The organism is Phenylobacterium glaciei (genome assembly GCF_016772415.1).
GTDB lineage: Bacteria > Pseudomonadota > Alphaproteobacteria > Caulobacterales > Caulobacteraceae > Phenylobacterium > Phenylobacterium glaciei.
This window is the reverse complement of sequence record NZ_JAGSGD010000001.1, coordinates 3676317-3702209: the sequence shown is the minus strand read 5'-3', so window position 1 is coordinate 3702209 and position 25893 is coordinate 3676317. Positions and strand designations below refer to the sequence as shown.

The 25893-nt window shown below is 68.8% G+C and carries 28 protein-coding genes; 16 read left to right on the top strand and 12 right to left on the bottom strand.

The annotated features are described in order from the left end of the window. Positions 1-74: 74 nt before the first annotated feature. Both glmM and JKL49_RS18225 read left to right on the top strand, forming a co-directional pair. Positions 75-1427, top strand: a complete 1353-nt coding sequence (gene glmM, locus JKL49_RS18230; RefSeq protein ID WP_215342425.1) for a phosphoglucosamine mutase — start codon at positions 75-77, stop codon at positions 1425-1427. A gap of 164 nt (positions 1428-1591) precedes the next feature. Beyond that, positions 1592-1744 carry a hypothetical protein gene (locus JKL49_RS18225; RefSeq protein WP_215342423.1) on the top strand — a complete coding sequence of 51 codons (153 nt, stop codon included), beginning with the start codon at positions 1592-1594 and terminating at the stop codon, positions 1742-1744. Between the two features lie 68 nt (positions 1745-1812). Here the strand turns inward: JKL49_RS18225 and JKL49_RS18220 are convergent, their stop codons facing one another. From JKL49_RS18220 to JKL49_RS18205, 4 genes are all read right to left on the bottom strand, one after another. After that, positions 1813-3114, bottom strand: a complete 1302-nt coding sequence (locus JKL49_RS18220; protein ID WP_215342421.1) for a UDP-glucose dehydrogenase family protein — start codon at positions 3112-3114, stop codon at positions 1813-1815. 78 nt (positions 3115-3192) lie between these two features. Next, entirely contained in the window at positions 3193-4692 is a 1500-nt protein-coding gene (locus tag JKL49_RS18215) for a phosphomannomutase/phosphoglucomutase (RefSeq protein ID WP_215342419.1), read from the bottom strand. Between the two features lie 97 nt (positions 4693-4789). Beyond that, positions 4790-5752 (bottom strand): KpsF/GutQ family sugar-phosphate isomerase, encoded by a 963-nt coding sequence (locus JKL49_RS18210; protein WP_215342417.1) that lies wholly within the window; start codon positions 5750-5752, stop codon positions 4790-4792. Then, positions 5749-5994, bottom strand: a complete 246-nt coding sequence (locus tag JKL49_RS18205) for a hypothetical protein (RefSeq protein ID WP_215342415.1) — start codon at positions 5992-5994, stop codon at positions 5749-5751. Before JKL49_RS18205 ends, JKL49_RS18210 begins: the two co-directional genes overlap by 4 nt. A 200-nt stretch (positions 5995-6194) precedes the next feature. On the opposite strand from JKL49_RS18205, the gene gpmA reads away from it, so the two are divergent. After that, complete coding sequence (gene gpmA, locus JKL49_RS18200; RefSeq protein ID WP_215342413.1) at positions 6195-6911, top strand: 2,3-diphosphoglycerate-dependent phosphoglycerate mutase; 717 nt, start codon at positions 6195-6197, stop codon at positions 6909-6911. Positions 6912-6913: 2 nt separating this feature from the next. Here gpmA and JKL49_RS18195 read toward each other — a convergent pair whose 3' ends face one another. Together JKL49_RS18195 and JKL49_RS18190 are read right to left on the bottom strand one after the other, a co-directional pair. After that, a complete protein-coding gene (locus tag JKL49_RS18195) occupies positions 6914-8455 on the bottom strand; it encodes a hypothetical protein (protein ID WP_347340408.1) in 1542 nt (513 codons plus the stop codon). After that, on the bottom strand, positions 8452-9198 hold the full coding sequence (locus JKL49_RS18190; RefSeq protein ID WP_215342411.1) for an ABC transporter ATP-binding protein: 747 nt from the start codon (positions 9196-9198) through the stop codon (positions 8452-8454). The genes JKL49_RS18195 and JKL49_RS18190 overlap by 4 nt, the downstream gene beginning before the upstream one ends. Before the next feature lie 97 nt (positions 9199-9295). Between JKL49_RS18190 and JKL49_RS18185 the strand changes: the two genes are divergently transcribed. The 4 genes from JKL49_RS18185 (at position 9296) to JKL49_RS18170 (ending at position 13264) form a co-directional block, all read left to right on the top strand. Further along, the gene (locus tag JKL49_RS18185) at positions 9296-9730 is read left to right on the top strand and encodes a bifunctional diaminohydroxyphosphoribosylaminopyrimidine deaminase/5-amino-6-(5-phosphoribosylamino)uracil reductase RibD (RefSeq protein WP_215342409.1); all 435 of its coding nucleotides are present in this window, start codon (positions 9296-9298) and stop codon (positions 9728-9730) included. Between the two features lie 97 nt (positions 9731-9827). Next, positions 9828-11087, top strand: a complete 1260-nt coding sequence (locus JKL49_RS18180) for a pentapeptide repeat-containing protein (RefSeq protein ID WP_215342407.1) — start codon at positions 9828-9830, stop codon at positions 11085-11087. Positions 11088-11172: 85 nt separating this feature from the next. Beyond that, positions 11173-12435, top strand: a complete 1263-nt coding sequence (locus tag JKL49_RS18175) for a pentapeptide repeat-containing protein (RefSeq protein ID WP_215342405.1) — start codon at positions 11173-11175, stop codon at positions 12433-12435. A 61-nt stretch (positions 12436-12496) separates the two neighbouring features. After that, positions 12497-13264: a crotonase/enoyl-CoA hydratase family protein gene (locus JKL49_RS18170; protein ID WP_215342403.1), complete on the top strand. Its 768-nt coding sequence runs from the start codon at positions 12497-12499 to the stop codon at positions 13262-13264. Here the strand turns inward: JKL49_RS18170 and JKL49_RS18165 are convergent. Both JKL49_RS18165 and JKL49_RS18160 read right to left on the bottom strand, forming a co-directional pair. Then, entirely contained in the window at positions 13261-13692 is a 432-nt protein-coding gene (locus tag JKL49_RS18165; protein ID WP_215342874.1) for an EF-hand domain-containing protein, read from the bottom strand. The two genes, JKL49_RS18170 and JKL49_RS18165, sit on opposite strands and share 4 nt — an antisense overlap. A gap of 232 nt (positions 13693-13924) precedes the next feature. Then, positions 13925-14380 (bottom strand): Hsp20 family protein, encoded by a 456-nt coding sequence (locus JKL49_RS18160; protein ID WP_215342401.1) that lies wholly within the window; start codon positions 14378-14380, stop codon positions 13925-13927. 238 nt (positions 14381-14618) lie between these two features. On the opposite strand from JKL49_RS18160, the gene JKL49_RS18155 reads away from it, so the two are divergent. The 3 genes from JKL49_RS18155 to JKL49_RS18145 all read left to right on the top strand — a co-directional run bounded on the left by JKL49_RS18155 (position 14619) and on the right by JKL49_RS18145 (position 17311). Further along, positions 14619-15458 (top strand): class I SAM-dependent methyltransferase, encoded by an 840-nt coding sequence (locus JKL49_RS18155; RefSeq protein ID WP_215342400.1) that lies wholly within the window; start codon positions 14619-14621, stop codon positions 15456-15458. A 65-nt stretch (positions 15459-15523) separates the two neighbouring features. Next, the gene (locus JKL49_RS18150; RefSeq protein ID WP_215342398.1) at positions 15524-16396 is read left to right on the top strand and encodes a class I SAM-dependent methyltransferase; all 873 of its coding nucleotides are present in this window, start codon (positions 15524-15526) and stop codon (positions 16394-16396) included. A gap of 6 nt (positions 16397-16402) precedes the next feature. Beyond that, positions 16403-17311: a serine hydrolase gene (locus JKL49_RS18145; RefSeq protein ID WP_215342872.1), complete on the top strand. Its 909-nt coding sequence runs from the start codon at positions 16403-16405 to the stop codon at positions 17309-17311. Here the strand turns inward: JKL49_RS18145 and JKL49_RS18140 are convergent. Next, complete coding sequence (locus tag JKL49_RS18140; RefSeq protein WP_215342396.1) at positions 17308-17919, bottom strand: MSMEG_1061 family FMN-dependent PPOX-type flavoprotein; 612 nt, start codon at positions 17917-17919, stop codon at positions 17308-17310. The genes JKL49_RS18145 and JKL49_RS18140 overlap by 4 nt on opposite strands. Before the next feature lie 102 nt (positions 17920-18021). Between JKL49_RS18140 and JKL49_RS18135 the strand changes: the two genes are divergently transcribed. The 3 genes from JKL49_RS18135 (at position 18022) to JKL49_RS18125 (ending at position 20500) form a co-directional block, all read left to right on the top strand. Continuing rightward, positions 18022-18501, top strand: a complete 480-nt coding sequence (locus tag JKL49_RS18135; RefSeq protein ID WP_215342394.1) for a DUF3617 domain-containing protein — start codon at positions 18022-18024, stop codon at positions 18499-18501. Positions 18502-18609: 108 nt separating this feature from the next. Further along, positions 18610-18930, top strand: a complete 321-nt coding sequence (locus JKL49_RS18130; RefSeq protein ID WP_215342392.1) for an SCP2 sterol-binding domain-containing protein — start codon at positions 18610-18612, stop codon at positions 18928-18930. Continuing rightward, a complete protein-coding gene (locus JKL49_RS18125) occupies positions 18923-20500 on the top strand; it encodes an alpha/beta fold hydrolase (RefSeq protein WP_215342391.1) in 1578 nt (525 codons plus the stop codon). Before JKL49_RS18130 ends, JKL49_RS18125 begins: the two co-directional genes overlap by 8 nt. A 136-nt stretch (positions 20501-20636) precedes the next feature. Here JKL49_RS18125 and hisN read toward each other — a convergent pair whose 3' ends face one another. Next, positions 20637-21449, bottom strand: coding sequence for a histidinol-phosphatase (hisN, locus tag JKL49_RS18120; RefSeq protein ID WP_215342389.1), 813 nt, complete (start codon positions 21447-21449; stop codon positions 20637-20639). A 61-nt stretch (positions 21450-21510) separates the two neighbouring features. After that, positions 21511-21894, bottom strand: coding sequence for a helix-turn-helix domain-containing protein (locus JKL49_RS18115; RefSeq protein WP_215906474.1), 384 nt, complete (start codon positions 21892-21894; stop codon positions 21511-21513). Between the two features lie 137 nt (positions 21895-22031). On the opposite strand from JKL49_RS18115, the gene JKL49_RS18110 reads away from it, so the two are divergent. From JKL49_RS18110 to JKL49_RS18100, 3 genes are all read left to right on the top strand, one after another. Beyond that, positions 22032-22949, top strand: coding sequence for a lysophospholipid acyltransferase family protein (locus JKL49_RS18110; RefSeq protein ID WP_215342385.1), 918 nt, complete (start codon positions 22032-22034; stop codon positions 22947-22949). After that, positions 22946-23746, top strand: a complete 801-nt coding sequence (locus tag JKL49_RS18105; protein ID WP_215342383.1) for a class I SAM-dependent methyltransferase — start codon at positions 22946-22948, stop codon at positions 23744-23746. The genes JKL49_RS18110 and JKL49_RS18105 overlap by 4 nt, the downstream gene beginning before the upstream one ends. Before the next feature lie 88 nt (positions 23747-23834). Beyond that, positions 23835-25094, top strand: coding sequence for an alpha/beta hydrolase (locus JKL49_RS18100; protein ID WP_215342381.1), 1260 nt, complete (start codon positions 23835-23837; stop codon positions 25092-25094). Here JKL49_RS18100 and JKL49_RS18095 read toward each other — a convergent pair. Continuing rightward, positions 25091-25756: a M23 family metallopeptidase gene (locus JKL49_RS18095; RefSeq protein ID WP_347340407.1), complete on the bottom strand. Its 666-nt coding sequence runs from the start codon at positions 25754-25756 to the stop codon at positions 25091-25093. The two genes, JKL49_RS18100 and JKL49_RS18095, sit on opposite strands and share 4 nt — an antisense overlap. Positions 25757-25893 lie beyond the last annotated feature (137 nt).

The window sequence follows — 25893 nt, the reverse complement described above, 5'->3', positions numbered from 1 at the left end:
CGCGCCGCCTTTAGCATTCGCAAACGCGGCGTCGACTAAATCTCAGTTTCGTTTCGTTTCGAGAGCCGCGCCCCATGACCAAGCGAGCCTATTTCGGCACCGACGGCATCCGCGGTCAGGCCAACAGCCATCCGATGACCGCCGAGGTGGCTCTGCGCGTCGGACTGGCGGCGGGCAAGCTCTTCATGTCCCAGGACGACCGCCGGCACATGGTTGTGATCGGCAAGGACACGCGGTTGTCGGGCTACATGGTGGAGCCGGCCCTGGTGGCGGGGTTCGCCAGTGTTGGCATGGACGTTCGCCTGCTGGGGCCGATGCCGACGCCCGGCGTGGCGATGATGACCCGCTCCCTGCGCGCCGACCTGGGGGTGATGATCTCGGCCTCGCACAACGCCTTCATCGACAACGGCATCAAGCTGTTCGGCCCTGATGGCTATAAGCTCTCGGACGAGCGCGAGCTGGAGATCGAGGCCCTGATGGACCAGGGGTTGGCCGACGGCCTGGCGGCGCCGACGGCGCTGGGCCGGGTCTCTCGCGTGGACGACAGCCAGGCGCGCTATGTCGAGATCGCCAAGGCCACCTTCCCGCGCCGCATGAGTCTGGCGGGCCTGCGGGTGGTGATCGATTGCGCCCATGGGGCGGCCTACAAGGTCGCGCCGGTGGTGCTGTATGAACTGGGCGCCGAGGTCATCAAGATCGGGGTCGATCCCGACGGCACCAACATCAACGAGGAATGCGGCTCCACCCATCCCGAGGCCATGGTCCGGGCGGTGAAGGAATACCGCGCCGATATCGGCATCGCCCTCGACGGCGACGCCGACCGGCTACTGATCTGTGACGAGAAGGGCCACGTGGTCGATGGCGATCAGATCATGGCCCTGATCGCCGACAACTGGGCCAAGCGCGACCGTCTGAGCGGCGGCGGGGTGGTGGCCACGGTGATGTCGAACCTCGGCCTGGAGCGCTTCCTGGCGGCCCGCGACCTGAAGCTGGAACGCACCGCCGTGGGCGACCGCGCGGTGATGGTCCGCATGCGCGAGGGCGGCTTCAACCTGGGCGGCGAGCAGTCGGGCCACATGATCATGTCTGACTTCTCCACCACCGGCGACGGCCTGTTGGCGGCCCTGCAGGTGCTGGCGGTGTTGAAGCTGGGAGACAAGCCGATGAGCGAACTGGCCCACCAGTTCGAGCCGGTGCCGCAACTGCTGCAGAACGTGCGCTTCGCCGGCGGCAAGCCATTAGAGGACGACCAGGTCAAGAAGGTCCTGGCCGCCGCCGAGCTCCGCTTGGCCGGCGTCGGACGCCTGGTGGTCCGCGCCTCGGGCACCGAGCCCCTGATTCGGGTCATGGCCGAGGGCGACGACGAGAAGCTGGTCCGCGACGTGGTCAAGGAGATCGTCGGCGCGGTGAAGAAGGCCGCCGCCTGAGCCGCAAGTCGCCCTGGTCTACACACGTATGTGAAGGCCGATGCCGCGCGGCAAGCTGAACCCGAGGGTTTTCTCGGGTGTTCAAGCCCCAGAATTCATGTCAGCTTCGTAATGTTGGTGCCGCTCGACCGGCCCGGACGAAGAAAAGAGTTCTGGGAGGACACATGCAGCGTAACCCCGTCATTGCGGGCGTGACGCGAGGACCGATCCGGGCGACCAGCTCGATCGCCTGCCTCGCCTTCGTCGCGCTCCTCGCCGTCGCCTTCTGGGCCGGCGCGCTCTGGATCGGAACCGAACTCTTCAACCTGCTGACCTAGACCGCCGCAGGTTGGTTGAGTCGTCCGAGCAACGCCCGACCGGGCGTCGCTCGCCTTCGTCCTGAAATCTACGCCCGCCCGATGGAGGCGTACTTGAAGCCCCGCGAGCGCAGGTCCTCGGGCTTGTAGATGTTGCGCAGGTCCACCAGCGTCGGGGAGATCATCAAGCTCTTCACGCGGTCGAGGTCCAGCGCCCGGAACTGATCCCATTCGGTGATGATCACCAGGACATCGGCGCCTGTGGCCGCCTCATAGGCGTCGGCCTTGAAGTCCACATCCGTCAGCATGTGCTTGGCCTCTTCCCCCTCGGGGTCGTAGGCCTGGACCTTGGCGCCCAGCTTTTGCAGCGCCGGGATGATGTCCAGGGCCGGGGCGTCGCGCATGTCGTCGGTATTGGGTTTGAAGGTCAGGCCCAGCACGCCCACCGTCTTGCCGGCCAGATCGCCGTCCAACGCCTTGGCCACCTTGGCCGACATGGCCTTCTTGCGGGCGTCGTTGATCTCCACCGTGGTCTCGATCAGCCGCACCGGGCTGCCGGCGTCGGTGGCGGTGCGCACCAGGGCCAGCGTGTCCTTCGGGAAGCAGGAGCCGCCGTAGCCGGGGCCGGCGTTGAGGAACTTGCCGCCGATCCGCTTGTCCAGGCCGATGCCCTTGGCCACCTGCTGCACGTCGGCGCCCAGCGCCTCGCAGAGGTCGGCGATCTCGTTGATGTAGGTGATCTTCAGGGCCAGGAAGGCGTTGGCGGCGTACTTGATCAGCTCGCTGGTGCGGCGGCTGGTGAAGACGATCGGGGTCTCGTTCAGATAGAGCGGGCGATAGAGCTCGGTCATCACCGGACGGGCGCGCTCGTCCTCCAGCCCCACCACCACGCGGTCGGGACGCTTGAAGTCCTCGATGGCCGCGCCTTCGCGCAGGAACTCGGGGTTGGAGACCACGGCGAACTGCGCGTCGGGGCGCTTGGCCTTGATGATGCGTTCGATCTCGTCGCCGGTGCCGACCGGGACGGTGGACTTGGTGACGATGACGGTGAAGCCGTCCAAGAGGCCGGCGATCTCCTCGGCGGCGGCGTAGACGTAGGAGAGGTCGGCGTGTCCGTCGCCGCGGCGCGAGGGGGTGCCGACGGCGATGAACACCGCGTCGGCCTTCTTCACCGCCGCGGCGGCCTCGGTGTCGAACGACAGGCGGCCGGCCTTGACGTTCTGGGCCACCAGCAGGTCGAGGCCCGGTTCGTAGATCGGGATCCCGCCGGACTTCAGGCGCTCAATCTTGCTCGCATCCTTGTCGATGCAGATCACATCATGGCCGAAGTCGGCGAAGCAGGCCCCGCTCACCAGGCCCACATAGCCCGTGCCAATCATCGTAACGTGCATCGTCTATCCCCGACTTCGTGCTGACCTGATCCAGGCCGGTACATCTTTTTGCAGCGCAGCAAAAGTGGCGCCGCGCGATCAGACTTCCTGGTTGTAGGCGCCGACCTCAGGCCGCTTGGCGAGGCGGGGCTTCACCTCCTCGCGGAACAGGGCGCGCATGTCGGCGTCGGACTGGGTGCTCTCCACCACGACGACGATCTCCGGCTTGTTGGAGGAGGCGCGCACCAGGACCCAGGAACCGTCCTCCAGCGCGACGCGGACACCGTTGACGGTGATGACCTCGACAATCCTGCGGCCGAGGATCGTCCCGCCGGCCTTGGCCAGGGCTTCGTACTCGGCCACCACGTCGTCCACGACGCCGTACTTCACCTCGTCGCCGCAGTGGGGTGACATGGTCAGCGAGGTGTAGGCGACCGGAAGGGCGTCTTTCAGGTCGGAGAGCTTCTTGTCCGGATTGCGGTCCATCATCGCCAGGATGGCGGCCGCCGCCGTCAGGCCGCAGTCGTAGCCGCGTCCCAGGGGATCGTTGAAGAAGAAGTGGCCGCTCTTCTCGAAGCCGGCCAGGGCGCCCAGCTCGGCGGTCTTGCGCTTGATGTAGGAGTGGCCGGTCTTCCAGTAGACAGTTTTGGCGCCGTTGGCGGCCAGGACCGGATCGGTGGCGTAGAGGCCGGTGGACTTCACGTCGACCACGAAGGTGGCGTTCTTGTGCAGGACCGACAGATCGCGGGCCAGCATCAGGCCGATCTTGTCGGCGAAGATCTCCTCGCCGGTGTCGTCCACCACGCCGCAGCGGTCGCCGTCGCCGTCGAAGCCCAGCGCCAGGTCCGCGCCGTGCTCGCGCACCGCCTTGGCCATCTCCTGCAGCATCTCGTGGTCTTCAGGATTGGGATTGTAGCGCGGGAACGTCCAGTCGAGCTCGCAGTCCATCTCAATGACCTCGACGCCCATGCGGCGCAGAGCCTCCGGCGCGAAGGCGCCGGCGGTGCCGTTGCCGCAGGCGCAGACCACCTTCAGCGGGCGCTTCACGGCCACGCGACGCACGATGTCGGCGACGTAGCGTTCCGGCACCCCAGTGACGTGGGTCAGCGAACCGCCGGGCTTCATCTTGGAGAGTCCGCCCAGGACGATTTCCTTCAGACGGCCCATCTCCACCGGGCCAAAGGTCAGGGGCCGCTGAGCGCCCATCTTCACGCCGGTCCAGCCATTCTCGTTGTGGCTGGCGGTGACCATGGCCACACAGGGGGCGTCCTGGTCGAACTGAGCGAAATAGGCGATGGGCGACAGGGCCAGGCCGATGTCCACCACCTCGCAGCCGGCGGCCAGCAGGCCCACGGTGAGCGCCTGCTTCACGCTGATGGAGTAGGAGCGGAAGTCGTGGCCGATGACGATCTTGGTCTGGCCCAGTTCCTGGATGTAGGTCCCCAGGCCCAGGCCCAGGGCCTCTATGCCCAGCAGGTTGATGTCAGGCCCCAATAGCCAGCGCGCGTCGTATTCCCGGAAACCGGTGGCCTTCACCAACGGATAGATTTCGTAATCGAGGGTGTTGGGAACGAGGTCGGCGCGCGGAACGGGAAGCATCAGGACTCCATCGTATGTCTTCGGCAGGGGTCTTAGAGGTCTTGAGACCTTAAGACCATGCAAACGCGAGCGTTGAACTTGTGTTTCGTGACGATTGCTAGACGCCTGCGCGGACCAGATCGTGAACGCGTAAGATTCCGACAGGCTTTCCGCCCTCGACCACGAACAGTACGGTGACCATCGGCAGGGGATCGCTCATCAGGGCGAGCGCCTCGCCAGCCAGCATGCCGGGCGGGGCGGTCTTCTTGGGGCCTGGCGTCATCACCTCGCCGGCGGTGTGGCTCATCAGGCCGTCGATGTGGCGGCGCAGATCGCCGTCGGTGATCACGCCGCGCAGGGCGCCGTCCGGGCCGGTGACGCCGACGATGCCGAAGGCCTTTTCCGTCATCACCAGCAGAGTCTGGGCCATGGGGGCGTCGAGGGACACCAGAGGCAGTTCGGCCGCTCCGTGCATCAGGTCGCCCACCGTCTGTAGCATGGCGCCCAGCTTGCCGCCGGGGTGGAAGGTCTTGAAATCCTTGGCCGTGAAGCCGCGACGTTCCAGCAAGGCGACGGCCAGGGCGTCCCCCAGTGCGATCTGCAGGGTGGTGGAGGTGGTGGGGGCCTTGACCTCGGCGGTCGCCTCGGCGGCGTCGGCCAGCTGGAGCACCACGTCGGCGGCCTTGCCCAGCGCGCTCAGCGGGTCGGCGGTCAGGGCGATCAGCGGGATGTGGAAGCGCCGGGAATAGGCCAGCACGTCGGCCAGCTCCTTCACTTCGCCGGACTTGGACAGGCAGAGCACCACGTCGCCCTCGGCGATCATGCCCAGGTCGCCGTGGCTGGCCTCGTTGGCGTGGACGAAGAAGGCCGGTGCGCCGGTCGAGGCGAAGGTCGCGGCGATCTTGCGCGCAACATGGCCCGACTTGCCGATGCCGGAACAGACGATCTTGCCCTTGGCGGCGTGCAGGATGTCGACGGCCCTGGCGAAGGCCTCGCCCAGGCCGTCGGCCTGCTGAGTCAGGGCGTCGGCCTCGGCGGCCAGCACCCGGCGGCCCACGGCCACGGCGTCGAAGTCGCTCATTGGGTCGGCGCTATGGCTTGGCTCTGCAGGTCGGAAACCGCCTGCCGGGCCTGGTTGACGCGCTGGTTGGCGGCCTTGGTTTCACGCTGCATGGCCGCCTGGACAGCGGGCGTCCGCTGGGTGGGGACATGGCCGAAGGGCCCCGGGGAACGGTCCCCCAGGCCCTGGGGCCAGACAAGGGCGATCACCACCATGGCCAGGGCGGTGAGGGCGATGACGGGGAAAAACAGGCGGTCGCGCATGGTCGAGCCGATATAGCGGCTCGAAACGCCCCTAGCCAGCGAACCCTTGACCTCTCCGCCTTCGACCCCTAGGCGCTGACCGCTCCGATCAGATCGGAGCGGCGCCTAGGTCTTTTCCTTGGTCGCGCATTCTGGCGGCGAACCGGCGGCCACTTCGCCTGAATGCGCTCGCGCCCGCCGGTTTGAATGGAGGTTTCCCAGTGCCCACCCTGATCCTGCTGCGCCATGGCCAGAGCCGCTGGAACCTCGAAGACCGCTTCACCGGCTGGGTGGATGTGGACCTGACGCCGGAGGGCGAGGCCCAGGCGACCAAGGGCGGGGAGCTGATCAAGGCCGCGGGCCTGCAGATCGACCGCGCCTTCACCTCGGTGCTCACCCGCGCCATCCGCACCTGCTGGCTGGCGCTCACCGCGGCGGGCCAGGTCTTCGTGCCGGAGACCAAGGACTGGCGGCTGAACGAACGCCACTACGGCGGGCTGACGGGTCTCAACAAGACCGAGACCGCCGCCAAGCACGGCGAGGACCAGGTGAAGATCTGGCGCCGGTCGTATGACGTGCCGCCGCCGCCGCTGGCGCCGGGCGGCGAGTTCGACTTCGCCAAGGACCGCCGCTACGCCGGCGCGACCCTGCCCGACACCGAGAGCCTGAAGACCACGCTCGACCGCGTGGAGCCCTACTGGACCGCGGAGATCGCCCCGAAGCTGGCGGCCGGCGAGACCGTGCTGGTGGCCGCCCACGGCAATTCCCTGCGGGCTATCGTCAAGCTGCTCTACGCCCTGTCGTCCGAGGCGATCATCGATGTGGAGGTGCCCACCGGCAATCCGCTGCTGATCGAGCTGGACGCCGCGCTGAAGCCGATCTCGGCCCGCTATCTGGACGAAAGCCGCGCGACGAAGCTGCCGACCTACGGGGCCTAGGACTAGCGGGCGGCGACGCGCAGCGCCTGGGCGATCTGGGCGTCGGTGCGGCGTATGGCGAGCAGCAGAATCGCGGCCACCAGGGCTGGGATCACCGCCCAGGGCTGACCGGCGGCGGCCAGGCCGGTGGCGCCGGCGAGGCTGGCGCCCACCACCAGCTCGGCCAGGGTGGAGAACCAGCTCGAGCCTCGGCGGCGGCGGAACTCCGAACGCTTGGCCGGGCGCTGGTACCAGATGTTGATCAGTCCGTTGGCGAGGGTCGCGGCGGTGCAGCCGGCGGCAGCCGCCAGGCCGACCCCGGGCTCCAGCGCTGTCAGGACCACCAGGATCGGCGCCAGCAGGATCGCCACCGGGATGAAGGCCGCCGTCAGCTTGGCCTGGCGCGCGGTAGCGATGGGGGTGGGAGCACACGCGATCAGGTCTGGCGCATCCTCCGCCGAGACCGTGATCCAGGCCAGGCTTGCGGCCACCTGTCCGGCCACGAAGGTCAGGGCCGCGGCCCCGCCCGGCAGGGCGACGAGCATGTGGCTGCCGGCGTTGCGCACCAGCAGGAAGGCCAGGGGCAGCAGGTACAGCACCCGCAGCATCACCTGGGACATCAGGGCTGCGTCGCGGCTCATCAGCCGCAGCTCCTTGCGTATGGTGGCGGCGAAGGCGCCGCCGGTGAAGGCCACCCGCCGGGTGCTGGCCTTGACCGCGCTGGCCTCTGCCCCGCCGGCGGCGGCGGAATCGGCGGCGAACCGGGCCCCCAGCCAGAGGTTCACACCGGCGAACATCGCGAGGGCCACGGCCAGGAGGATCAGCACCGCGACCGGATCGCCCAGCAAGGCGCGCAGGGGCAAGGCGGCGGCGGCGGGCGGGGCGAAGCGCGGGTCGGCGGCGGCGGCCATCAGGTCGGTCCAGATCGAGCCCGCAGCCTGGCCAAAGATATTGCGCGCCTGGGTCACCAGGAAGAATCCCGCCCCGATCAGGGCCGAGGCGACCTGGGCGATGGTCCGGGTCCGCCGGGGACCGATGGCGGCGAACATGGCCATGGCCACCACCAGGCCGCAGGCGGTGGCCGCGATGGCCACGCTGGCCAGGACCAGGAAGGCCGACAGCCAGGGCGGATGGCCGATCAGGGCGATGGGGATCAGGAACGGACCCAGGAAAGCCGAGAACACCAGGAACAGGTTCAGGGCGATGGCCGCGAACCGCACGGTCAGCACCTTTCGCGGGTCGATGGGCGAGGAGAACAGCAGGTCCAGGTCGCCGCGGTCGTAGAGGACGTCGGCCGCCGCCGAGAGGGTCTGGGACAGCATCAGGCTGAAGATCACCGCCAGGACGGCGTCGGCCAACAGGATGCCGGTGGGGCTGATCCCCACCTCCACCCGGCGCAGCATCAGGCCGATTGGCACGCCCCCGAAAAGGGCGACAAGCCCGACGCTGATCAGCGCGATCCAGCCACCGCGCCGATTCTCACCGCGCCGCGCCAGCAGGGTGCGCCAGCCCAGGCGCATCTCGTGGACCAGCAGCCACAGGGTCGATCCCGGCGCGGCGATCACGCGGGCGTGGCCTCGGTTTGGCCGGTCAGGTCGAGGAACAGGTCCTCCAGGCTGGCGTCGCCGTCGCCGGCCTGGGCCCGCAGTTCGTCGAGGCGGCCCTCAGTCAGCAGCCGGCCGTGCTGGATGATGCCGATGCGGTCGGCCATCCGTTCGGCCACCTCCAGGATGTGGGTGGTGAGGATCACCGTGGCGCCGGCCCGGGTGCGGGCGGTGAGCAGATCCTTCACCTGGCGCGCGGCCCCGGCGTCCAGGCCAGTGAGCGGCTCGTCGAGGATCAGCAGTTTCGGATCGTGGATCAGGGCTCCGGCCAGGGCGGTCTTCTGCTTCATGCCGCGGGAGAAGCCCTCGCAGCGGCGGCCGCGTTCCTCCCACAGGCCCAGCATCCGAAGCAGATCTTCCGATCGCGCGCTGGCGGCCTTGGCCTCCACGCCCCAGAGTCCGGCGACGAACTCCAGATATTCCAGGGGCGTCAGCCGGTCGTAGAGCATCGGCTCGTCCGGAGCCCAGGCGATCAGCCGCTTGGCCGCCAGGGGGTCGGCGAGGGCATCGACGCCGAACACGCTGATGGATCCGGTGTCGGGCTTCAGCAGGCCGGCCACCATCCGCAGGGTGGTGGTCTTGCCCGCGCCGTTGGGACCCAGCAGGGCGTAAAGTTCCCCCGACCGGACCGTCAGGTTCAGGTCGTCCACGGCGGGCGCCCGGAAGGTCTTGGCAAGGCCCCTGATCACCAATGCGTCGGTCACGAAGCTCTCCCGTTCCGGCCTGACTATGGGCGAGAGGGGAGGCCCGCTCAACCACGCGGGGTTGCGGGAAGGGCGGTGGGCGCGTCACAACCCGGACATGACCGACGAAGACCACATGCGCGCCGCCGTCGCGCTCGCCCGGACCAACCTCGGGAAGACCGGCGTTAACCCGTCGGTGGGCTGCGTGATCGTGGCTCACGGCGCGGTGGTGGGGCAGGGCGTGACCCAGGCGGGGGGGCGTCCCCACGCCGAGGAACAGGCCCTGGATCAGGCCGGCGACGCTGCGGTTGGAGCGACTGCCTATGTCACCCTGGAGCCCTGCGGCCAGCGGTCGACGGGCGCCGCCTCCTGCTCGCAACGGCTGGTGGCGTCTGGGGTGGCGCGGGTCGTCATCGCCTGCGAGGACCCCTCAACCTATGCGTCAGGGCGGGGCACGGATCGGTTGCGGGTCGCAGGGATTACGGTGGAGCTTGGCCTGCTTCAAGCCGAGGCTGGGAGCCTCTACGCCGACTACGAACCGCCGCAAGCTTAGCGATTCTTCACTCTGTTTTTTGCTAAGCTGCGGAAACAGCGTGTTAATTACGAGAACCTATTCTGGGGATAGTAAGTTCAGGGTCCCCCAGCCTCCCATGTCGCTTCAAACCGCAACCATTCAGGATCTCCACCCCCTCAGCCAGGCTGAGGCCGACGCCATCTGCGCCAAGCATGACCGGCTCTGGACCTCCAAGCCCGGCGGCGCCCGGGCGGTGTTCGCCTGGAAGAATCTCACCGGCCTGGACCTGCGCGGGCGCAATCTGTGCGACGGCGATTTCACCGGGGCGATCCTTGCCGACTGCCAGCTGCAGGGCGCCCGGCTCGACCACGCCAACCTGTTCGGCGCCGACCTGCAGAACGCCAATCTGACGGACGCCTCCATGCGGCGGGCCGACCTGCGCGGCGCCTGCCTGCGCAACGCCAACCTCACCGGCGCCGACCTCTTTGAGTGCGACCTGCGCGAGGGCTCCATCGCCTCGGTGGACCGCGTCCAGGGCCTCAAGGTCATGGAGCACCAGAACCGGGTGGGCGAGATGCAGGGCGCCATACTGGCCGGCGCCAACCTGGAGCGGTCGCGGCTGTCGGGCGTCATGGCCGTGCGGGCCGACTTCACCGACGCGGTGCTCAAGGACGCCAAGCTGGTGCGCGCCAATCTCAAGCAGTGCACCATGACCGGGGCCAACATGGCCGGCGCCGATCTCTCCGGCGCGGACCTGGCCGGCGCCGACCTGCGAGACTGCATCCTGGTGGGGGCTAAGACCTTCTCATGGAATGTCAGCCAGGCCGATATGCGGGGCGCGCTCACCGACCAGCCCTCGGGCAAGGCGGTCTCCGACCTGCCCTACAAGACCATGATCCGCGATCACGCCCGCTGGTGCGAGACCGGCGGCGCGGAGGGCGCCCCCAGCGTGTTCGACAACGCCGATCTGCGGGCGCTGGAGACGGTCCGCGGCTTCAACCTGACGGCGCTCTCGGCCAAGGGGGCGGTGTTCTACGGTCTCGACATGGAGGGGGTGCAGCTCCAGGGCGCCAATCTGGAGGGCGCCGACCTGCGGGCCTGCAACCTGCGCCGCGCCGACCTTCGCGGGGCGCGGATGACGGGCGCCAAGCTCGCCAGCGCCGACCTTCGCGACGCCCAGATGGGGCCGCTGCTGCTCGGCGGCGACCGCATCCTGCCGTGCAACCTGACCGGCGCCAGCCTGAAGAACGCCGACCTGGCCCGCGCCGACCTGCGCCACGTGCTGCTGGTCGACGCCGACCTGAGCCGCGCCAATTTCACCAACGCCCAGCTGCGCCAGGCCAACCTCACCGGCGCCCAGAAGTGGGGGGCGCGGGGCCTGGGCGAGACAATCTGATCACCCTGCGTAAACCTTAAGGGTTCGGTTGCATCTGGGGTCTAGACAAGCCTCAGAGATCACCGTTCGTCAAAAGCTCCGCCGCATGTCCAGCATCACCTTGTCCGGTCGAAGAACGCTGTCTCCAGGCGAGATCGAGATCATCGTCTCGGCGCACGAGAAGTTCATCGCCCGCAAGCCGGGCGGCAAGCGCGCCATCCTAAAATTCGTCGACCTGTCGGGCGCCGACCTGGCCGGTCGCAACCTGTCGGACGCCGACGTCTCGGCCTCGATCTTCGACGGCGCCAGGATGGCTGGCATCAATCTGGAGCGCGCCATCCTGTTCGGCTGCGATCTGCGCAAGGCCGATCTGCGCGGCGCGCGGCTGGTGCGCGCCGACCTGCGCGGCGCCTGCCTGCGCGGCGCCAACCTCTCCCAGGCCGACCTCACCCAGGCCGATTTCCGGGTCGGTCACGTGGCCATCCCGCACCCCTCCAAGGGGTTGGCCTCGGTGGTCCACGAGACGCGCGAGGGCCAGCTCGACAACGCTAACTTCGCCGGGGCGACCCTGGATGGCTCGCAACTCAACGACGCCTCGGTCTTCGCCTCGGACTTCACCGACTGCTCCCTGAAGGGGGCCAAGATGTCGGGCGCGAACCTGAAGGACGCCAACCTGTCGGGCGCCATGCTGGACGGTGCCGACGTGGCCAACACCAATTTCGAGGGCGCCAACCTCTCCTTCGCCACCATGACCGGGGTCGACGTCGCCCAGGCCCGCACCTACGGCGCCAACATGTCCGGCACGATGAGCGCGCCCAGCGAGGCGGTGATCGAGCGGGCGGAGGAATTGTTCGCCCTCGCCCAGGCCAACCACCTCTGGTGTCAGACCGGCGGCCGCGAAGGAAAGCCCGCCAATTTCGACAAGGAAGACCTGCGCCCCCTGGCCGATCGCCTGCGCGGCCTGCGGCTCAGCGCCATGAGCGCCAGGGGCGCGATCATGGTTGGGCTCGACCTCACCGGCGCGCACCTGCAGGGCGCCCAGATGGACGGCGCGGACCTGCGCGGCGTCCGCATGCGCGATTCCGACGCCCGCGGCGCGCGGCTGACCGGCGCCAATCTCACCAAGGCCGATCTGCGGGGCGCGGTCTTCTCGTCCCTGCCGCTCAGCGCCACCCGGCAGACCGCCGCCAGCTTCGAAGGCGCCAACCTCCGCTATGGTCTGGCTCAGGGCGCGGACATGGCCGGCGCGATCCTGGACGGGGCTGACCTGCGGGGTTGTGATTTCACCGACGCCCGGCTGTCGGGGGCCAGTGTCCGCGACGTGCAGCTGCACGCCACCCTCGGCTTCGAGCTGGCGCGGGCCGCCTGACATTCGCTGACGCGGCGTCAGCGGCGTAGCGTCAGCTCCTCAAACTTGAGAGGAGGCTCCCGTGCAGACCGTCAGTGTGGAAACCCGCGACCGGATCGCCATCGTCACCATCGAGCGGCCGGAGAGCCGCAACGCCGTCGACGCCCCCACCGCCCAGCAGCTTTACGAGGCCTTCAAAGCCTTCGACGCCGACCCGGACCTGGACGTCGCCATCCTGCAGGGCCGCGGCGGAACCTTCTGCGCCGGCGCGGACCTCAAAGGGGTCAGCGAGGGGCGGGGTAATCCGGTGCATCGCGAGGGCGACCTCGGCCCCATGGGCTGCACGCGGTTGGCGCTTTCAAAGCCCGTGATCGCAGCGGTGGAGGGCCACGCGGTGGCCGGCGGCATCGAGGTGGCGGCCTGGTGCGATCTGCGGGTCGCCGCCGAGGGGGCGATCTTCGGGGTGTTCTGCCGCCGGTTTGGGGTGCCGCTGATCGACCTGGGCACGGTGCGGCTGCCGCGGCTCATCGGCCACTCACGCGCCATGGATTTGATCCTCACGGGGCGCCCAGTGGAGGCCGCGGAGGCCTATGCCATCGGCCTGGCCAATCGTCTGGTTCCCAGGGGTCAAGCGCTGGCGGCCGCGCTGGAATTGGCCGAGCAGCTCAGCGCCTTCCCGCAGGCCTGCCTGCGCAGCGACCGCGCCTCGGCGATCGCACAATGGTCGATGGACTGGGAGGCGGCGACGACGAATGAGGCTGATCTCGGGCGCGAAACCCTGCGGTCAGGCTCGGCGGCGCAGGGCGCGGCGCGGTTCGCGGCCGGCGAGGGCCGGCACGGCAAGTTCTAGTTCGGTCGGGCCGCGCGCAATTCCTCGCCGGTCACGACGCCGCTCTTGTCGGCGTCCAGACGGGTGAAGCGGTCGCGAGTGTGGGTCTCGACATCGGCCAGGGTGATCTCGCCGTCGGTATCGGTGTCGGCGCGCATCAACCGTCCGCCGGCGCCCCAGCGTGGATTGGAGACGTCGCGATCGGCGCGGGCCTGCTCGAGTTCCTCGGTGGTCACCTTGCCGTCCTGGTTCAGGTCGGCGGCGGCGAACCGCTCCCGGGCGCGGGCCAGCATCTGATTCAGGGTCTGAGGCTTGGCAAGGCGGGCGGGGGTTGTGTCGGCCATGGCCGAGGTCTTCGGATCGATCGCCGCCACGGTCTTCTCGGCCGCCCTCGGCGCGCAGGCGGCCAGCAGGGCGGTGGCGAGAGCGGCGAGAACGAGGCTCTTCATGATGTCCTTCCGGATGTCGGCGCGCCTGGGAACCAAGAGGGCCCCACACCTATGGACTCATCGATCTGAGCCCAGGTTGAACGCGGAAGATCATCCTCGGTTCATCCTGTTTCATCTGTGAAACTCTTGCGTCTCGCGCAATACAACAGCGATCTTTGACCCGTCTTCCCCCACGGAAAAGGGCGGCGCGTCGCCGCGCCGCCCTTCCGGAGGGCCGTGCTAAGAGGGGGGCTTAGGCGGCCTTCTCGCCTTCGATCAGCGGGGCGGTCTCGCCCGTGGCGATGTCGATCCGGCGGGGCTTGAGGGCCTCGGGGAGTTCGCGCACCAGGGAGATGGCCAGCAGACCGTCGGAGAGCTTGGCCTCGGTCACCACCACATAGTCGGCCAGCTGGAACCGGCGCTCGAAATCGCGCTCGGCGAGGCCGCGGTGCAGGAAGCGGCGCTGGTCGTCATTGGCGGCCTTGCGGCCTTGGACGGTGAGGAGGTTTTCCTTCACCTCGATATTCAGTTCGTCGGACCGGAAGCCGGCCACCGCGATCTCGATGCGGTAGGCGTTCTCGTCGGTGCGCTCGATGTTGTAGGGCGGATAGCCGGTGGCGGCGTCCGCGCTGGCGGTTTCGAGCAGGGCCGCGAGCCGGTCGAAGCCGACGACGGAGCGATAGAGGGGGGAGTAATCGACAGTACGCATGTGGTCACAATCCTTCTTGGCTTAAGCAAGGTTGCAGGTCAGGGATGCAGGTTGAGCACGCACCGAAGTCTCGCGCCGCCTGGAAGGCCCAGAAATCCAGCGCCTTCGAGTGATTAGGTAGGGACCGGTTTTCGGCCCGCAAGGGGTTGTTCTGACGCAAACGTCATGGCGTGGCGGCTTGCCACGGAAGGCTTGGCCATTAGGGTCGCCGCACCTTCCCAACACCTTGAGGTTCACGATGTCCGCCCGCTCGCTCGCCCTGCTTTCCGCCCTCGCCATCATCAGCCTGGCGCCCGCCGCCCAGGCCGCGGAGGACGGGGTGCTGATGGCCGGGATCGACAACCCCACTCGTACGGAGGCCAACAGGGCCCGCGACGGGGCTCGCCATCCCTACGAGACCCTCACCTTTTGGGGTGTGAAGCCCAAGCAGACCATCATCGAGATCTCGCCGGGGACCGGCTACTGGCTCGAAATCCTGGGGCCTTACGCCAAGGCTACGGGCGGGACCTACATCGCCAGCGCCGCCGACCTCGACAATCCCAAGCTCTCGGAAGGAGCTCGCAAAGGCCGGGCCGCCTTTGAGGCCAAGTACGCCGACGTCGAACAATTCGGGAAGGTCAATTTCGTCAATTTCGGCCCGCAGTCCAAGCCCATGACGCCGGCCTCAGCCGACATGGTCATCACCGCCCGCAACATCCACAACTGGCTCTGGCAGCCGCCGATGCTCGACAAGGCCATGGCCGATTTCTACGCGGTGCTGAAGCCGGGCGGCGTTCTGGCCGTCGAGGAGCACCGCGCAGATCCCCGGCCGCAGAACGCCGACGCCCGCGACGGCTATGTGGCCACGGCCACGGTGGTCGCCGCCGCCGAAAAAGCCGGCTTCAAGCTGGCCGCCTCGTCCGAGGCCAACGCCAATCCCAAGGACACCAAGGACCACCCCTTCGGCGTCTGGACCCTGCCGCCGTCGCGCTACACCACGCAGGGGGGCAAGACCGAGGATCCCGCCTTCGACCGCGCTAAGTACGACGCCATTGGCGAGAGCGACCGCATGACCCTGCGCTTCGTCAAACCCCGCTAAGGCCGCGCGTTTTGACCGGGCGCCCGACTGAGGTTACTGCGGTGGGGCGCTTCGAGGGGTCGGCCATGCTTTCAGGGGTTTCGCTGTCGCGGCGCGCGATGATCGGTTCGACCCTGGCGCTCGCCGCCTGCGGCAAGAAGGCCGACAAGCCGCCCACCGCCAAGACCAGTCCCATGACCTTGGAACAGGTGGTGGCCGGCGCTTGGCGCGACCCCGCCGACAAGGCCCGTGACCCCTGGCGCCATCCTGTCGAGACCCTGGAGTTCTTCCGCCTGGCGCCGGGCCAGACGGTGGTGGAGTTCTGGCCGGGGGCCGGCTGGTACACCGACATCCTGGCGCCCTATCTGGCCGCCACCGACGGTAAGCTGTTCGCCGCCGATCTGCAGACCAACGATCCGGGGGAGCCGGCCGCCGCCGAGATCGTCGCGGCCTATCGTGGCAAGCTGCGGGCCAAGCCCAAGCTCTATGGCGACGTGGTGATCACCTCCTTTGGTCCCACCAGCGGCGCGGTGGCGCCGGCCGGGTCGGCGGACCTGGTTCTCTTCCTGCGCAACCTGCACAACTGGATGGCCGCCGGCATCGCCGAGAAGGCCTTCCATGACGCCTTCGTGGCCCTCAAGCCTGGCGGTGTCCTGGGCGTCGAGGAACACCGCGCTGACGCCGGCGCTGTGCAGGACGTGCTGGCCGGCGACGGCTATGTGCAGCAGGCCTACGCCATCACGCTGGCCAAGGAGGCGGGGTTCATCCTCGACAAGACCTCCGAGATCAACGCCAACCCCAAGGACACCAAGGACCATCCGTTTGGTGTCTGGACCCTGCCGCCGGTGCGCCGCTCCTCGCCGCGCGGCCAGCCCGACGACCCGACTTTCAACCACGCCAAGTACGACGCCATCGGCGAGAGCGACCGGATGACCCTGCGTTTCGTCAAGCCAACCTAAAGGCCCATCGCCATCGACATCTCCTCGACCGACTTCGCCGCCGCCGGCTGCGACGGCGCCCTGCACATCCGCGACCTGGCCACCGGCGCCGAGGTCGGCTTCGAGGCTGACCGTCCGGTTGTCCCGGCCTCGGTGTTCAAGGTCCTGGTGGCCCTGGAATTCTACGCGCGCGCCGCTGAGGGCGAGATCGATCCGGCCAAGCAGGTGGACCTGCGCCCGGCGGTGGTGACCCCCGGCCCGGTGGGGATCTCCAACTTCCAGGACCCAGTGCGGCTCTCCCTGCGCGACCTCGCCCGGATGATGCTGACGATCAGCGACAACGCCGCCACCGACCTGCTGATCGCCCGGGTCGGCCTCGACGCCATCAATGCGCGCGCCGTGATGTGCGGCTGCCGCGAGACCCGGATCGTCAGCGACCTGAAGACCCTGCTCGACACCATGGCGGTGGATCTGGCCTTCCGCTCCTACGCCGAACTGCTGAACGCCCAGGCCGGCAAGCTGGGACCCGCCGCCCAGGCCGGCAGCACCGACCCTGCCCGCATCGCCGCCATCGCCGCGCTGGATCCCGCGCGGGGTTCGCGAACGACGGCCCGCGACATGACCACCTTGCTCGCCGCCGTCTGGAACGACACCGCCGCCCTGCCGCCCGCCTGCGCCACCCTGCGCGATGTGATGGGTCAGCAGGTCACCCGGCGGCTTGAGCCCGCCATGCCGGATGGGGGATCGCTGGCGGCCAAGAGCGGCGGCCTGTTCGGCCGCGTGCGCAACGAGATCGGCGTCATCACCTGGCCCGACGGCGCGCGCTACGTTTTCGCCGTCTTCACGCAGGCGCACCAGCCCTTCGTCGGGACCGCCGCCATCAACGCGGCGATGGCGCGGGCGGTGAAGTCGGGGATCGAGGCGCTACGGGCCTAGAGCTGGGTCTGGTAGTCGGCCTGGATGACCTCTTCGGACACGGGGACCTTGCCCATGTCCAGCTGATCAAAGATGACCTCCGCCAGGGTGGGCAGGGCCGAGCGCTCGACCTGGGCGTCAGCGTCCCAAAGCCGTCCGCGCATGATGGCCTTGGGGCAGTGGAAGAAGGCCTCCTCCACGGCGACCGACAGCACCAGGCGCGGTGTTTTCCCGAACGCCACGAACTGAGCCAGCAGGTCGGGATCGGCGGTGGCGCTGGCCTTGCCGTTCACCCGATAGACGTCGTCGAAGCCGGGGATCATGAACATGAACCCGATGCGCCCGGGACCCGCCAGCAGGTTGCGGAGGGTGTCGAGGCGGTTGTTGCCGGGGCGGTCGGGCAGGAACAGGGTCTGCCCGTCGTCGCTGACATGCACGAAGCCCGGCTCCCCGCCGCGCGGCGACACATCGATCGAGCCGTCCGGGCCGGCCGAGGACACCACGCAGAAGGGCGAGAGCGCGATGAAGGCCTTGCCGTGCTTGTCGATGGCGGACAGCGACTTGTCGATCACCAGCTTGCCCGGCGGGCGGTAGATCTGGTCCAGGTCGGCGAGTTCGAGCGTCTTCATGGCGTCCTCGGTATTGCGAAGCGTTCTCAACTATGCGTGCCGCGTTCCCGATGTGCAAGATGAACGGGACCCGAAGCACCGGGTCAGAAATGAGCCACCTTGATGCGCTATTCTGTCAGCATCATTCGGGTCGAGAGCTGGAACATGTTGCGCATCCTTACTGCTGGACTGATCGCCTTGGCCGCCGCGGCGCCGGCCTTCGCCCAGGAATCCACCATCCAGCCGGGCTATTGGGAGGTGACCAACAAGGTCCAGGCGGTGATCAGCCAGACCAAGAAGGAGCGGCGCTGCATCACGCCCTCGGAGGTGGCCAAGTTCACTCTGGGTCCCAGCAACCGCCACTACAGCTGCACCTATCCGACCCGCATCTTCCAGAACGGCAAGATTACGCTCAAGGGAACCTGCGCCTCCAAGAAGGGCCGCCAGGTCGCCATCGAGGCTGCCGGGACCTACTCCCCCAGCACCTTCAAACTGGTGGCCGATGTGGACACCACCTATGCCGGCCTGCCGCTGGGGGGACGCTTCACCACCGATGCGCGGCGCTTGGGCGACGCCTGTCCCGCACCGGTCAAGGCGGGCTGATCGAAGGCGGCGGAAACCTCCCGCTAACCCTAGGAAAAGCGCCGCCGTTTACATCATTCGCCCGAGAGGCGAAGGTGCCCCTTTCATCCATCGGGAAGGGCCGAATCCTTGGCGAGCTTGCAGGAACTGACCGAACGGGTGCGGACGGGAGTTGGCGACGACTCCGGCCTGGGGAAGTCCGTGAAGTTCGACCTCAAGGGCGAAGGCTTCATCCACATCGACGGCGGGGTCGTCAGCAATGACGACAAGCCCGCCGACCTGACCATCACCATCAGCCAAAATGACATGAAGGCCATGGGCAAGCGCGAGCTCGATCCCATGACCGCGGTGATGCGCGGCAAGATGCGGCTCTCCGACATGGGTCTCGCCATGTCCCTGCAGCCCCAGGTCCAGCAGCTGTTTTCAAAGATGGTGGCCGACCATGGGTGAGGCCGCCCCCCTCGTCGCCATTCCCGCCGCCCCCGTGCCGACCGGCGGCGGCGCCGAATGGGTGGTCAGCTCCGGCGGTGCGAAATTGCGCGTCGCCCTGTTCGCGCCCAAGGGCGCCTCGCGCGGCTCGGTGGTGCTGAGCACCGGTCGCACCGAACACATCGAGAAGTACTTCGAGGTCGTCCAAGAGCTGATGGATCGCGGCTTCACGGTCCTGGTCCAGGAGTGGCGCGGCCAGGGCCTGTCCCACCGCGAACTGCCCGACCGCCTGAAGGGCCACGCCTACGGCTACCAGACCTTCGTCGACGATTACCGCGCTATCCTGGCCGCCTTCGAGGCGCGCCTGCCCAGGCCCTGGATCGCCGTGGGCCATTCGATGGGCGGCTGCCTGACCCTGCTGGCGCTCGCCAAGGGCGGGTCGCCGCGCTTCGCCGGCGCCGTGCTCTGCGCGCCGATGCTGGGCGTGCGGACTGGAAACACGCCGCTCTACCAAGCCAAGCTGATGGCCGCCTGGAAGAGCCTGACCGGCCGCGGCGGCCAATACGTGCAAGGCCCGCCCTCCGATCCGTTCAATGAAGTGTTCGAGGGCAATGTCCTCACCCACGATCCCGTCCGCTTTGCCCGTACCCGGGCGCAGGTGGCGGCCAATCGGGACCTGGCGCTGGGCAGCCCCACCTGGGGCTGGCTCGATTTCGCGTTCCGCGCCACCGCCTACCTGGCCAATCCCGCAAACCTGCGGAGCGTGAAGATCCCCGTGGTCATCGTTTCGGCCGAAGACGACAAGCTTGTCCTCGACGACGCACAACGATCGGTCGCATCACACCTGCCAGCGGGCGAATTCGTCAGCGTGGCCGGCTCCTATCATGAGATTCTTATGGAAACGAACAACAAGCGCTCCGGTTTCTGGGCCGCCTTCGACTCTCTGATTGGCAAGATCACCGGCGCCAAGCCCGCCCCGGCCAAGCCCGCCCCGGCCAAGCCCGCCGCCGCGGCTCCGGCCCCCGCGCCGACCCCGGCTCCGGCCCCCAAGCCGGCCCCCGTCGCCGCCGCGCCGAAGCCGGCTGCTCCGGTCGCCCCGCCCAAGCCTGCCGCCGCGCCGAAAGCCGCCGCCAAGCCCGCGGCTAAGACGCCTGCTGCGAAGCCGGCCGCCAAGGCTGCCGCTCCGGCCAAGGCCGCCGCCCCGAAGGCCGCCGCCAAGTCGGCTGCGAAGCCCGCCGCGAAGGCTGCTCCGGCCAAGGCGCCCGCCAAGTCCGCGGCGAAAGCAGCGGCTCCCTCCAAGGCTGCGCCGAAGCCCGCCGCCAAGCCCGCCGCCGCCAAGGCTCCGGCAAAGGCCGCTGCGAATCCCGCCGCCGCCAAACCGACGCCCAAGGCCGCTGCGCCCAAGGCGGCTCCGAAAGCCGCCGCGCCGAAGCCGGCCGCCAAGCCCGCTGCTGCGAAGGCAGCACCCAAGGCGGCCGCCAAGCCCGCTGCGAAACCGGCTGCGAAGCCTGCGGCCAAGCCGGCCGCCAAGCCTGCGGCCGCAAAGGCGCCCGCGGCGGCCAAGAAGCCTGCCGCGCCGAAGAAGAGCTGACCCACCCACCGCTCACCCCGGCGAAGGCCGGGCCCCAGATTCTAGGGCTCTGAGCTTCCGGGCAGGCTCTGGCGATCTATCGGGGCGCGCATCGCTTTACGAACTGGGTCCCGGCCTGCGCCGGGATGAGCGGATGCTAGTTATTGGCTGACCGCTTGAGGGCGACCAGGGCCTCGTCGAGGCAGGCCCGGTCGCCGGCGATGACGATCTGTCCGCCGTGCTGGCCCACGGGATCGCCGCGCCAATCGGTGACAATGCCGCCCGCCCCCTCGATCAGGGGGATGGCGCTCTCGATGTCCCAGGACTTCAGCCCCGCCTCGATGACCATGTCCATCGTGCCTGCCGCCACCATGGCGTAGGCATAAGCGTCGCAGCCGAGCCGGGCGAGCTTGGCGGCCGCACGGACCTGGGTCCAGGCGCCCAGCTCGGCGCCCGTGAAGCAGCCCTCGGGATCGGTGGTGGCGATGATGGCGTCGGTCAGTTTCGGGCAGGCGCGAACCTTCAGCGCCTTTTCCTGGCCGCGGGCCAGCAGGCGCGAGCCCCCGGCATGGCCGATATAGAGCTCGCCGATATAGGGCTGGCCGATGGAGCCCAGCACCGGGCGGCCATTGTGCCGAAGCGCGATCAGGGTGGTCCAGACCGGCAGGCCGGCGATGAACGCCCGCGTGCCGTCGACGGGGTCCAGAACCCAGACAAATTCCGCGTCCGGACGATCCTCGCCGTACTCCTCACCGATCACCCCGTGCTCCGGATAGTGTTCGGTGATGAGCTGGCGGATAGCCGCCTCCGCACCCTTGTCGGCGGCGGTGACGGGATCAAACCAGGTGGCGGTGCCCTTGTCCTCGAGCCCGTGATCGGCCCGGAACAACGGGGCGATGGCGGCGGCGGAGGCGCGGTTCAGGTCGATCAGAAAGCTATCGAGAGCAGCGAGACGGTCGGGAGCGAGCATGCACTCGCTTTATCCCGCCGCTCGCCCTCGCGATATCCCCCCAGATACTGAAGCGGGGGCTTTAGACGGCCTCGTGTTCGCCGTTGAGCGACTTGGCGAGGTCCAGCAGACGGCGGCGCGGACGCTCCCCCAGCTGGTAGTAGGCGCGGATCAGGTCGAGGGTTTCCTTGCGGGCGAACATCTCGCCCCCGCCGTCGCCTTCGTTGGCCGGTTCGCGCTGGGCCAGTTCCGAGAGGCCGTCATAGAAGTAGCCGACCGGCACTTCGAGGGCTTCGGAGAGCTGCCAGAGCCGAGCGGCCGAGATGCGGTTCGCGCCGCACTCGTACTTTTGGATCTGCTGGAACCGCACGCCGCAGGCGCCGGCCAGTTGTTGCTGGGTCAGACCCAGAAGACGGCGGCGCCGGCGAAGGCGCTTACCGAGATGAACGTCGATGTCGTTACCCATGGGATGCACCGCCCCCTTCTTCGTATCTGTTGGCGCCCGTCCCAAAGCGAGACGGTCTGGCCTGAAATGGGCAAGTCGCGCGCCAGGAGACTCCGGCTCGCGTTGCGCGGATCAGGGGGGGCGGTTAGGAGAGGGCCATGGCGGAGACGCGACCCTCCCTGGCCCAGCACGTCGTGTGGCGGCTCGAGGCCCTGGCCTATGACCTGGTCACCGGTCTGGCGCGGCTGTTTCCGATCGACGCGGTGTCGGATTTCGGCGCCTGGCTGTTCCGCCGGCTGGGCCCGCTCACCAGCACCCACAACGTGGTGCAGACCAACCTGCGCATCGCCTTCCCCCAGGCCGACGAAACCGAGATCGCCCGCCTGACCGACGAGAGCTGGGCCGAGGCGGGGCGGGTGGCCCTGGAATTCCCGATCCTCGACAAGATCATCGGCGACCCAACCCGGGTGCAGGTGGTGAACGGCGAGCGGCTGAAGCAGATCGCCGACACCGGTGAGTCCGTGGTGTTCATCTCTGGCCACTTCTCCTCGATGGAGGTGATGCCCGCGGCCATCGTCCATGCCGGGATCACCTGCCAGATCACCTATCGGGCGATGAACAATCCCTATGTGGACGCGAGCTTCCGCCGCAGCCGGTTCCGCTATGGCGTGCGGCTGTTCGCGCCCAAGGGGACCGAGAGCGCGCGGGAGCTGATCCGCGCCCTGGCGCGCGGCGAATGCGTCGCCCTGATGAACGACCAGAAGTTCAACGGCGGGGTGGCCGCGCCGCTGTTCGGCGTCACCTGCTACACAGCGCCGGGCCCCTCCAGCTTCGCCCTGCGCTTCGACGCGCCCCTGCAGCCGATGTCGGTGCAGCGCACCCACAAGGCCCGCTTCAAGGTGGTGGTGCACGACCCGATCCGGCTGGCCAATACCGGAAACCGAAGTGAGGACATCGCCGCAGGCGTGCGCAAGGTGAACGCCTTCATCGAGGACCGCGTCCGCGACCGGCCCACCGAGTGGTTCTGGGTCCACAAGCGCTGGCCCAACGAAATCTACAAACGGTCGCGCAAGTGAGCGTCGCCCTGAACGCCGTCGAGCGCATGGACGCCCTGGCGGAGGGGCAGGGCGGCTTCTTCTATCCCTGGACCTCGACCCTCGGCGCTGACGATGGCGAGGACGCCTACACGGCGCTGGTGGAGCGCCACCTGTCGCCGGACCTGAGCGTGCTGGAGGCCGGCTGCGGCCATGGCCCCGACGTCCTGCGCTTCGCGCCCCAGGTCGCCCGCTATGGGGGCTACGACTTCTCGGAGGGCTTCGTGCGCATCGCCGGCGCGCGCGCGGCGGCGGCGGGCCTCACCAATGTCGAGCTGATCTGCTCCAACTCCAGCGCAGGCGCCAATGACGGCCGGCCGCGCATCCCGATGCCCGACGCCAGCGTCGACATGATCGTCTCGCGGCGCGGGCCCACCAACTTCATCCTCGATGCGCCCCGGGTGGTGCGACCGGGAGGCTGGCTGATCCAGCTCAATCCCATGCCGTCGCCGCGCTATGCCTGGGACGACGAATTGCCGGAGGACCTGCGGTCCGAGCCGGCCCGCGACTTCGACATGGCGGGCCATATCTGCGGGCTACTGGCGCAGGCAGGCCTCGCTCTGCATTCCAGCTGGGCCTTCGACGTTCCGGAGTATTTCACCGACGCCCGTCAGCTCTACGCCTACCTGGCCTGGAACCAGTTCCACGGCCTGGGCCTGCGCGCCCAGCCGTTGGAAAGCGCCCTGCCGGCGCTGGAGGCGGTGATGGAAAGGCATGCGGGACCGGAGGGGCTGGACGTCCGGCGGCGGCGCTATCTGTGGAGCTCCCGGATCCTCTGACGGTGTCAGGGTGGCAGGCGGCGACGACCAGATCAAGCCAACCTATTGTGCTTTGCCAGGCCGCCCGGACCTCGCCGATTTTCCGGCCATGACCCCAGATATCTCAGGCGACTGGCACGGTGTTCTCGACACCGGCGCGGCGAAGGTGAAGCTCGGCATCCGGTTTGAGGGCGACACCGCGTGGATGAACCGGCGATCGGGCGCGGTGGACCCTCTGCCGCTGCGCCGCGATGGCGGAGGCGTCGCCTTTGAGCTTTTGCCCGTCGACCTGGCCTTCGACCTGCGCCCGGTCGGCGACTGGCTGGAGGGGAGCTGCTTCCACAGTAGCGTGGATTTCCCGGTGCGCCTCGCGCGGGGCGTGGCGCCGCCGGCCGTCCACGCGGCTCGCCCGCAGACGCTCGCGCCGCCCTTTCCGTACGAGGCCGAGGCGGTCGCCTTCATCGGCGCCGACGGCTCAAGGCTATCGGGAACCCTGACCCGCCCGCCGGGTCCGGGACCGCACCGCGTGATCGTTCTGTCCACCTGGCAAGGCCAAGTCGACCGCGACCAGACGGTGGCCGGGCACAAACCCTTTGCCCTATGGGCCGACCACCTCACCCGCCGCGGGTTCGCTACCCTGCGCTACGACAAACGTGGGACGGGGATTTCTGAGGGCAGGTTCGATACCGCATCCACCGGGGACTTCGCCGCCGATCTCGCCTGCGCGGTGGCGTTCCTGCGGACTCCGCCCGACCTTGGCGCCGTCGGCCTGCTGGGCCACAGCGAGGGTGGCCACATCTCCGCCGATGTCGCCGCCGCCGACCCCGCCATCGCCTTCTGCGTGATGATGACGCCGGCTGGCCTCCCCGACGACGACATCCTGGAGACCCACATGTTCGCGGCCGCGCGGGCCGTCGGTGGGGCGCCTCGCGACCTTCAACGTGCAGTCCGTATCGTGCGCGCGCTGGGGGAGGCGTCAAAGGCGCCCACCGCGGCGGAGACCCTGGCGCGGGCCCGCGCCATCCTCGCCGCTGAGGCCTTTCCGTCTGAGCATCTGGAGATGCGCGCTGCTATCGCCGCCGCGCCGTGGCAGCGTTACTGGGCCACCCATGACCACACCGCCGGCCTGCGCCGCCTGACCTGCCCGGCCCTGGTGGTGCTGGCGGGAAAAGACCTCCAGACGCCGCCGAGGGCGCACGCGGCGGTGCTGAAGACGGCTAACCCGGCGGCGACGATGGTGACCCTGCCGGGCCTCAACCACCTGCTGCAGCCTGCGGTCACCGGGGCGCCGTCCGAATACCGGGAGATCGAGACGAGCCTCGACCCGAGCGTGGTCGCGGTGGTGTGCGACTGGATCGCGGCCCTCTAGGCCGGCGTCCGCGCGCCCACCATCAGGGTGGGGTCCAGGTTCCGCCCATGCCACTTCATGCGCCAGCAGAGGTGGGGACCCGTCGCCCGGCCCTCCTTGCCCACGGCGCCGATCACCTGGCCCTGGGTCACCATCTGGCCGCGCCGCACGTCCACGCGGGACTGGTGCAGGTAGAGACTGATCAGGCCCTGGCCGTGGTCGATCATGGTCAGGCCGCCCTCGAAGTGCATGCCGGTCTCGGCGAAGGCGACGAGGCCCGAGGCGGGCGCGCGGATCGGGGTCCCGGTGGGGGCGGCGAGATCGGCGCCGTAGTGAGGCGTGCGGGGCTCGCCGTTCAGGATGCGCTGGCCGCCGAACCGGCCGCTGACCCGGTACTTCTCCAGCGGCCGGATGAAGCCGCCCTTGAAGCCGTCCAAGTCGGCGCGGCTGGCGAAGCCCTCGGCCTTGCGGGCGGCCTCTGCCTTGATGCGGGCCAGCAGGGCGTCGCCGCTGGGGTTCACCTGGTCATTGGCCAGGCCGTTGATCCGCTGGATGTCGAAATTCCCCGGCGCGATCTGGGCGATGTGGGTGGCCTCGCCATCGTCGTTGATCACCCGGATGATGGCCTGGGGCTGGGCGTCGCGGTCGAAGCCGACCACGAAGTAGCCAGCTTCGGAGGCCACGCCCTCGGGCTGGCCGTCGACGAAGATCTGGGCGCGGGAACTGGTCCTTCCCAGCGCGAAGCCGCCCTGCTGGTAGCGGCCGGTGAGCGAGAGGCCCGGCGGGGCGGCGCGCGCCGGGGTCCAAAGGCCAAGAGCCC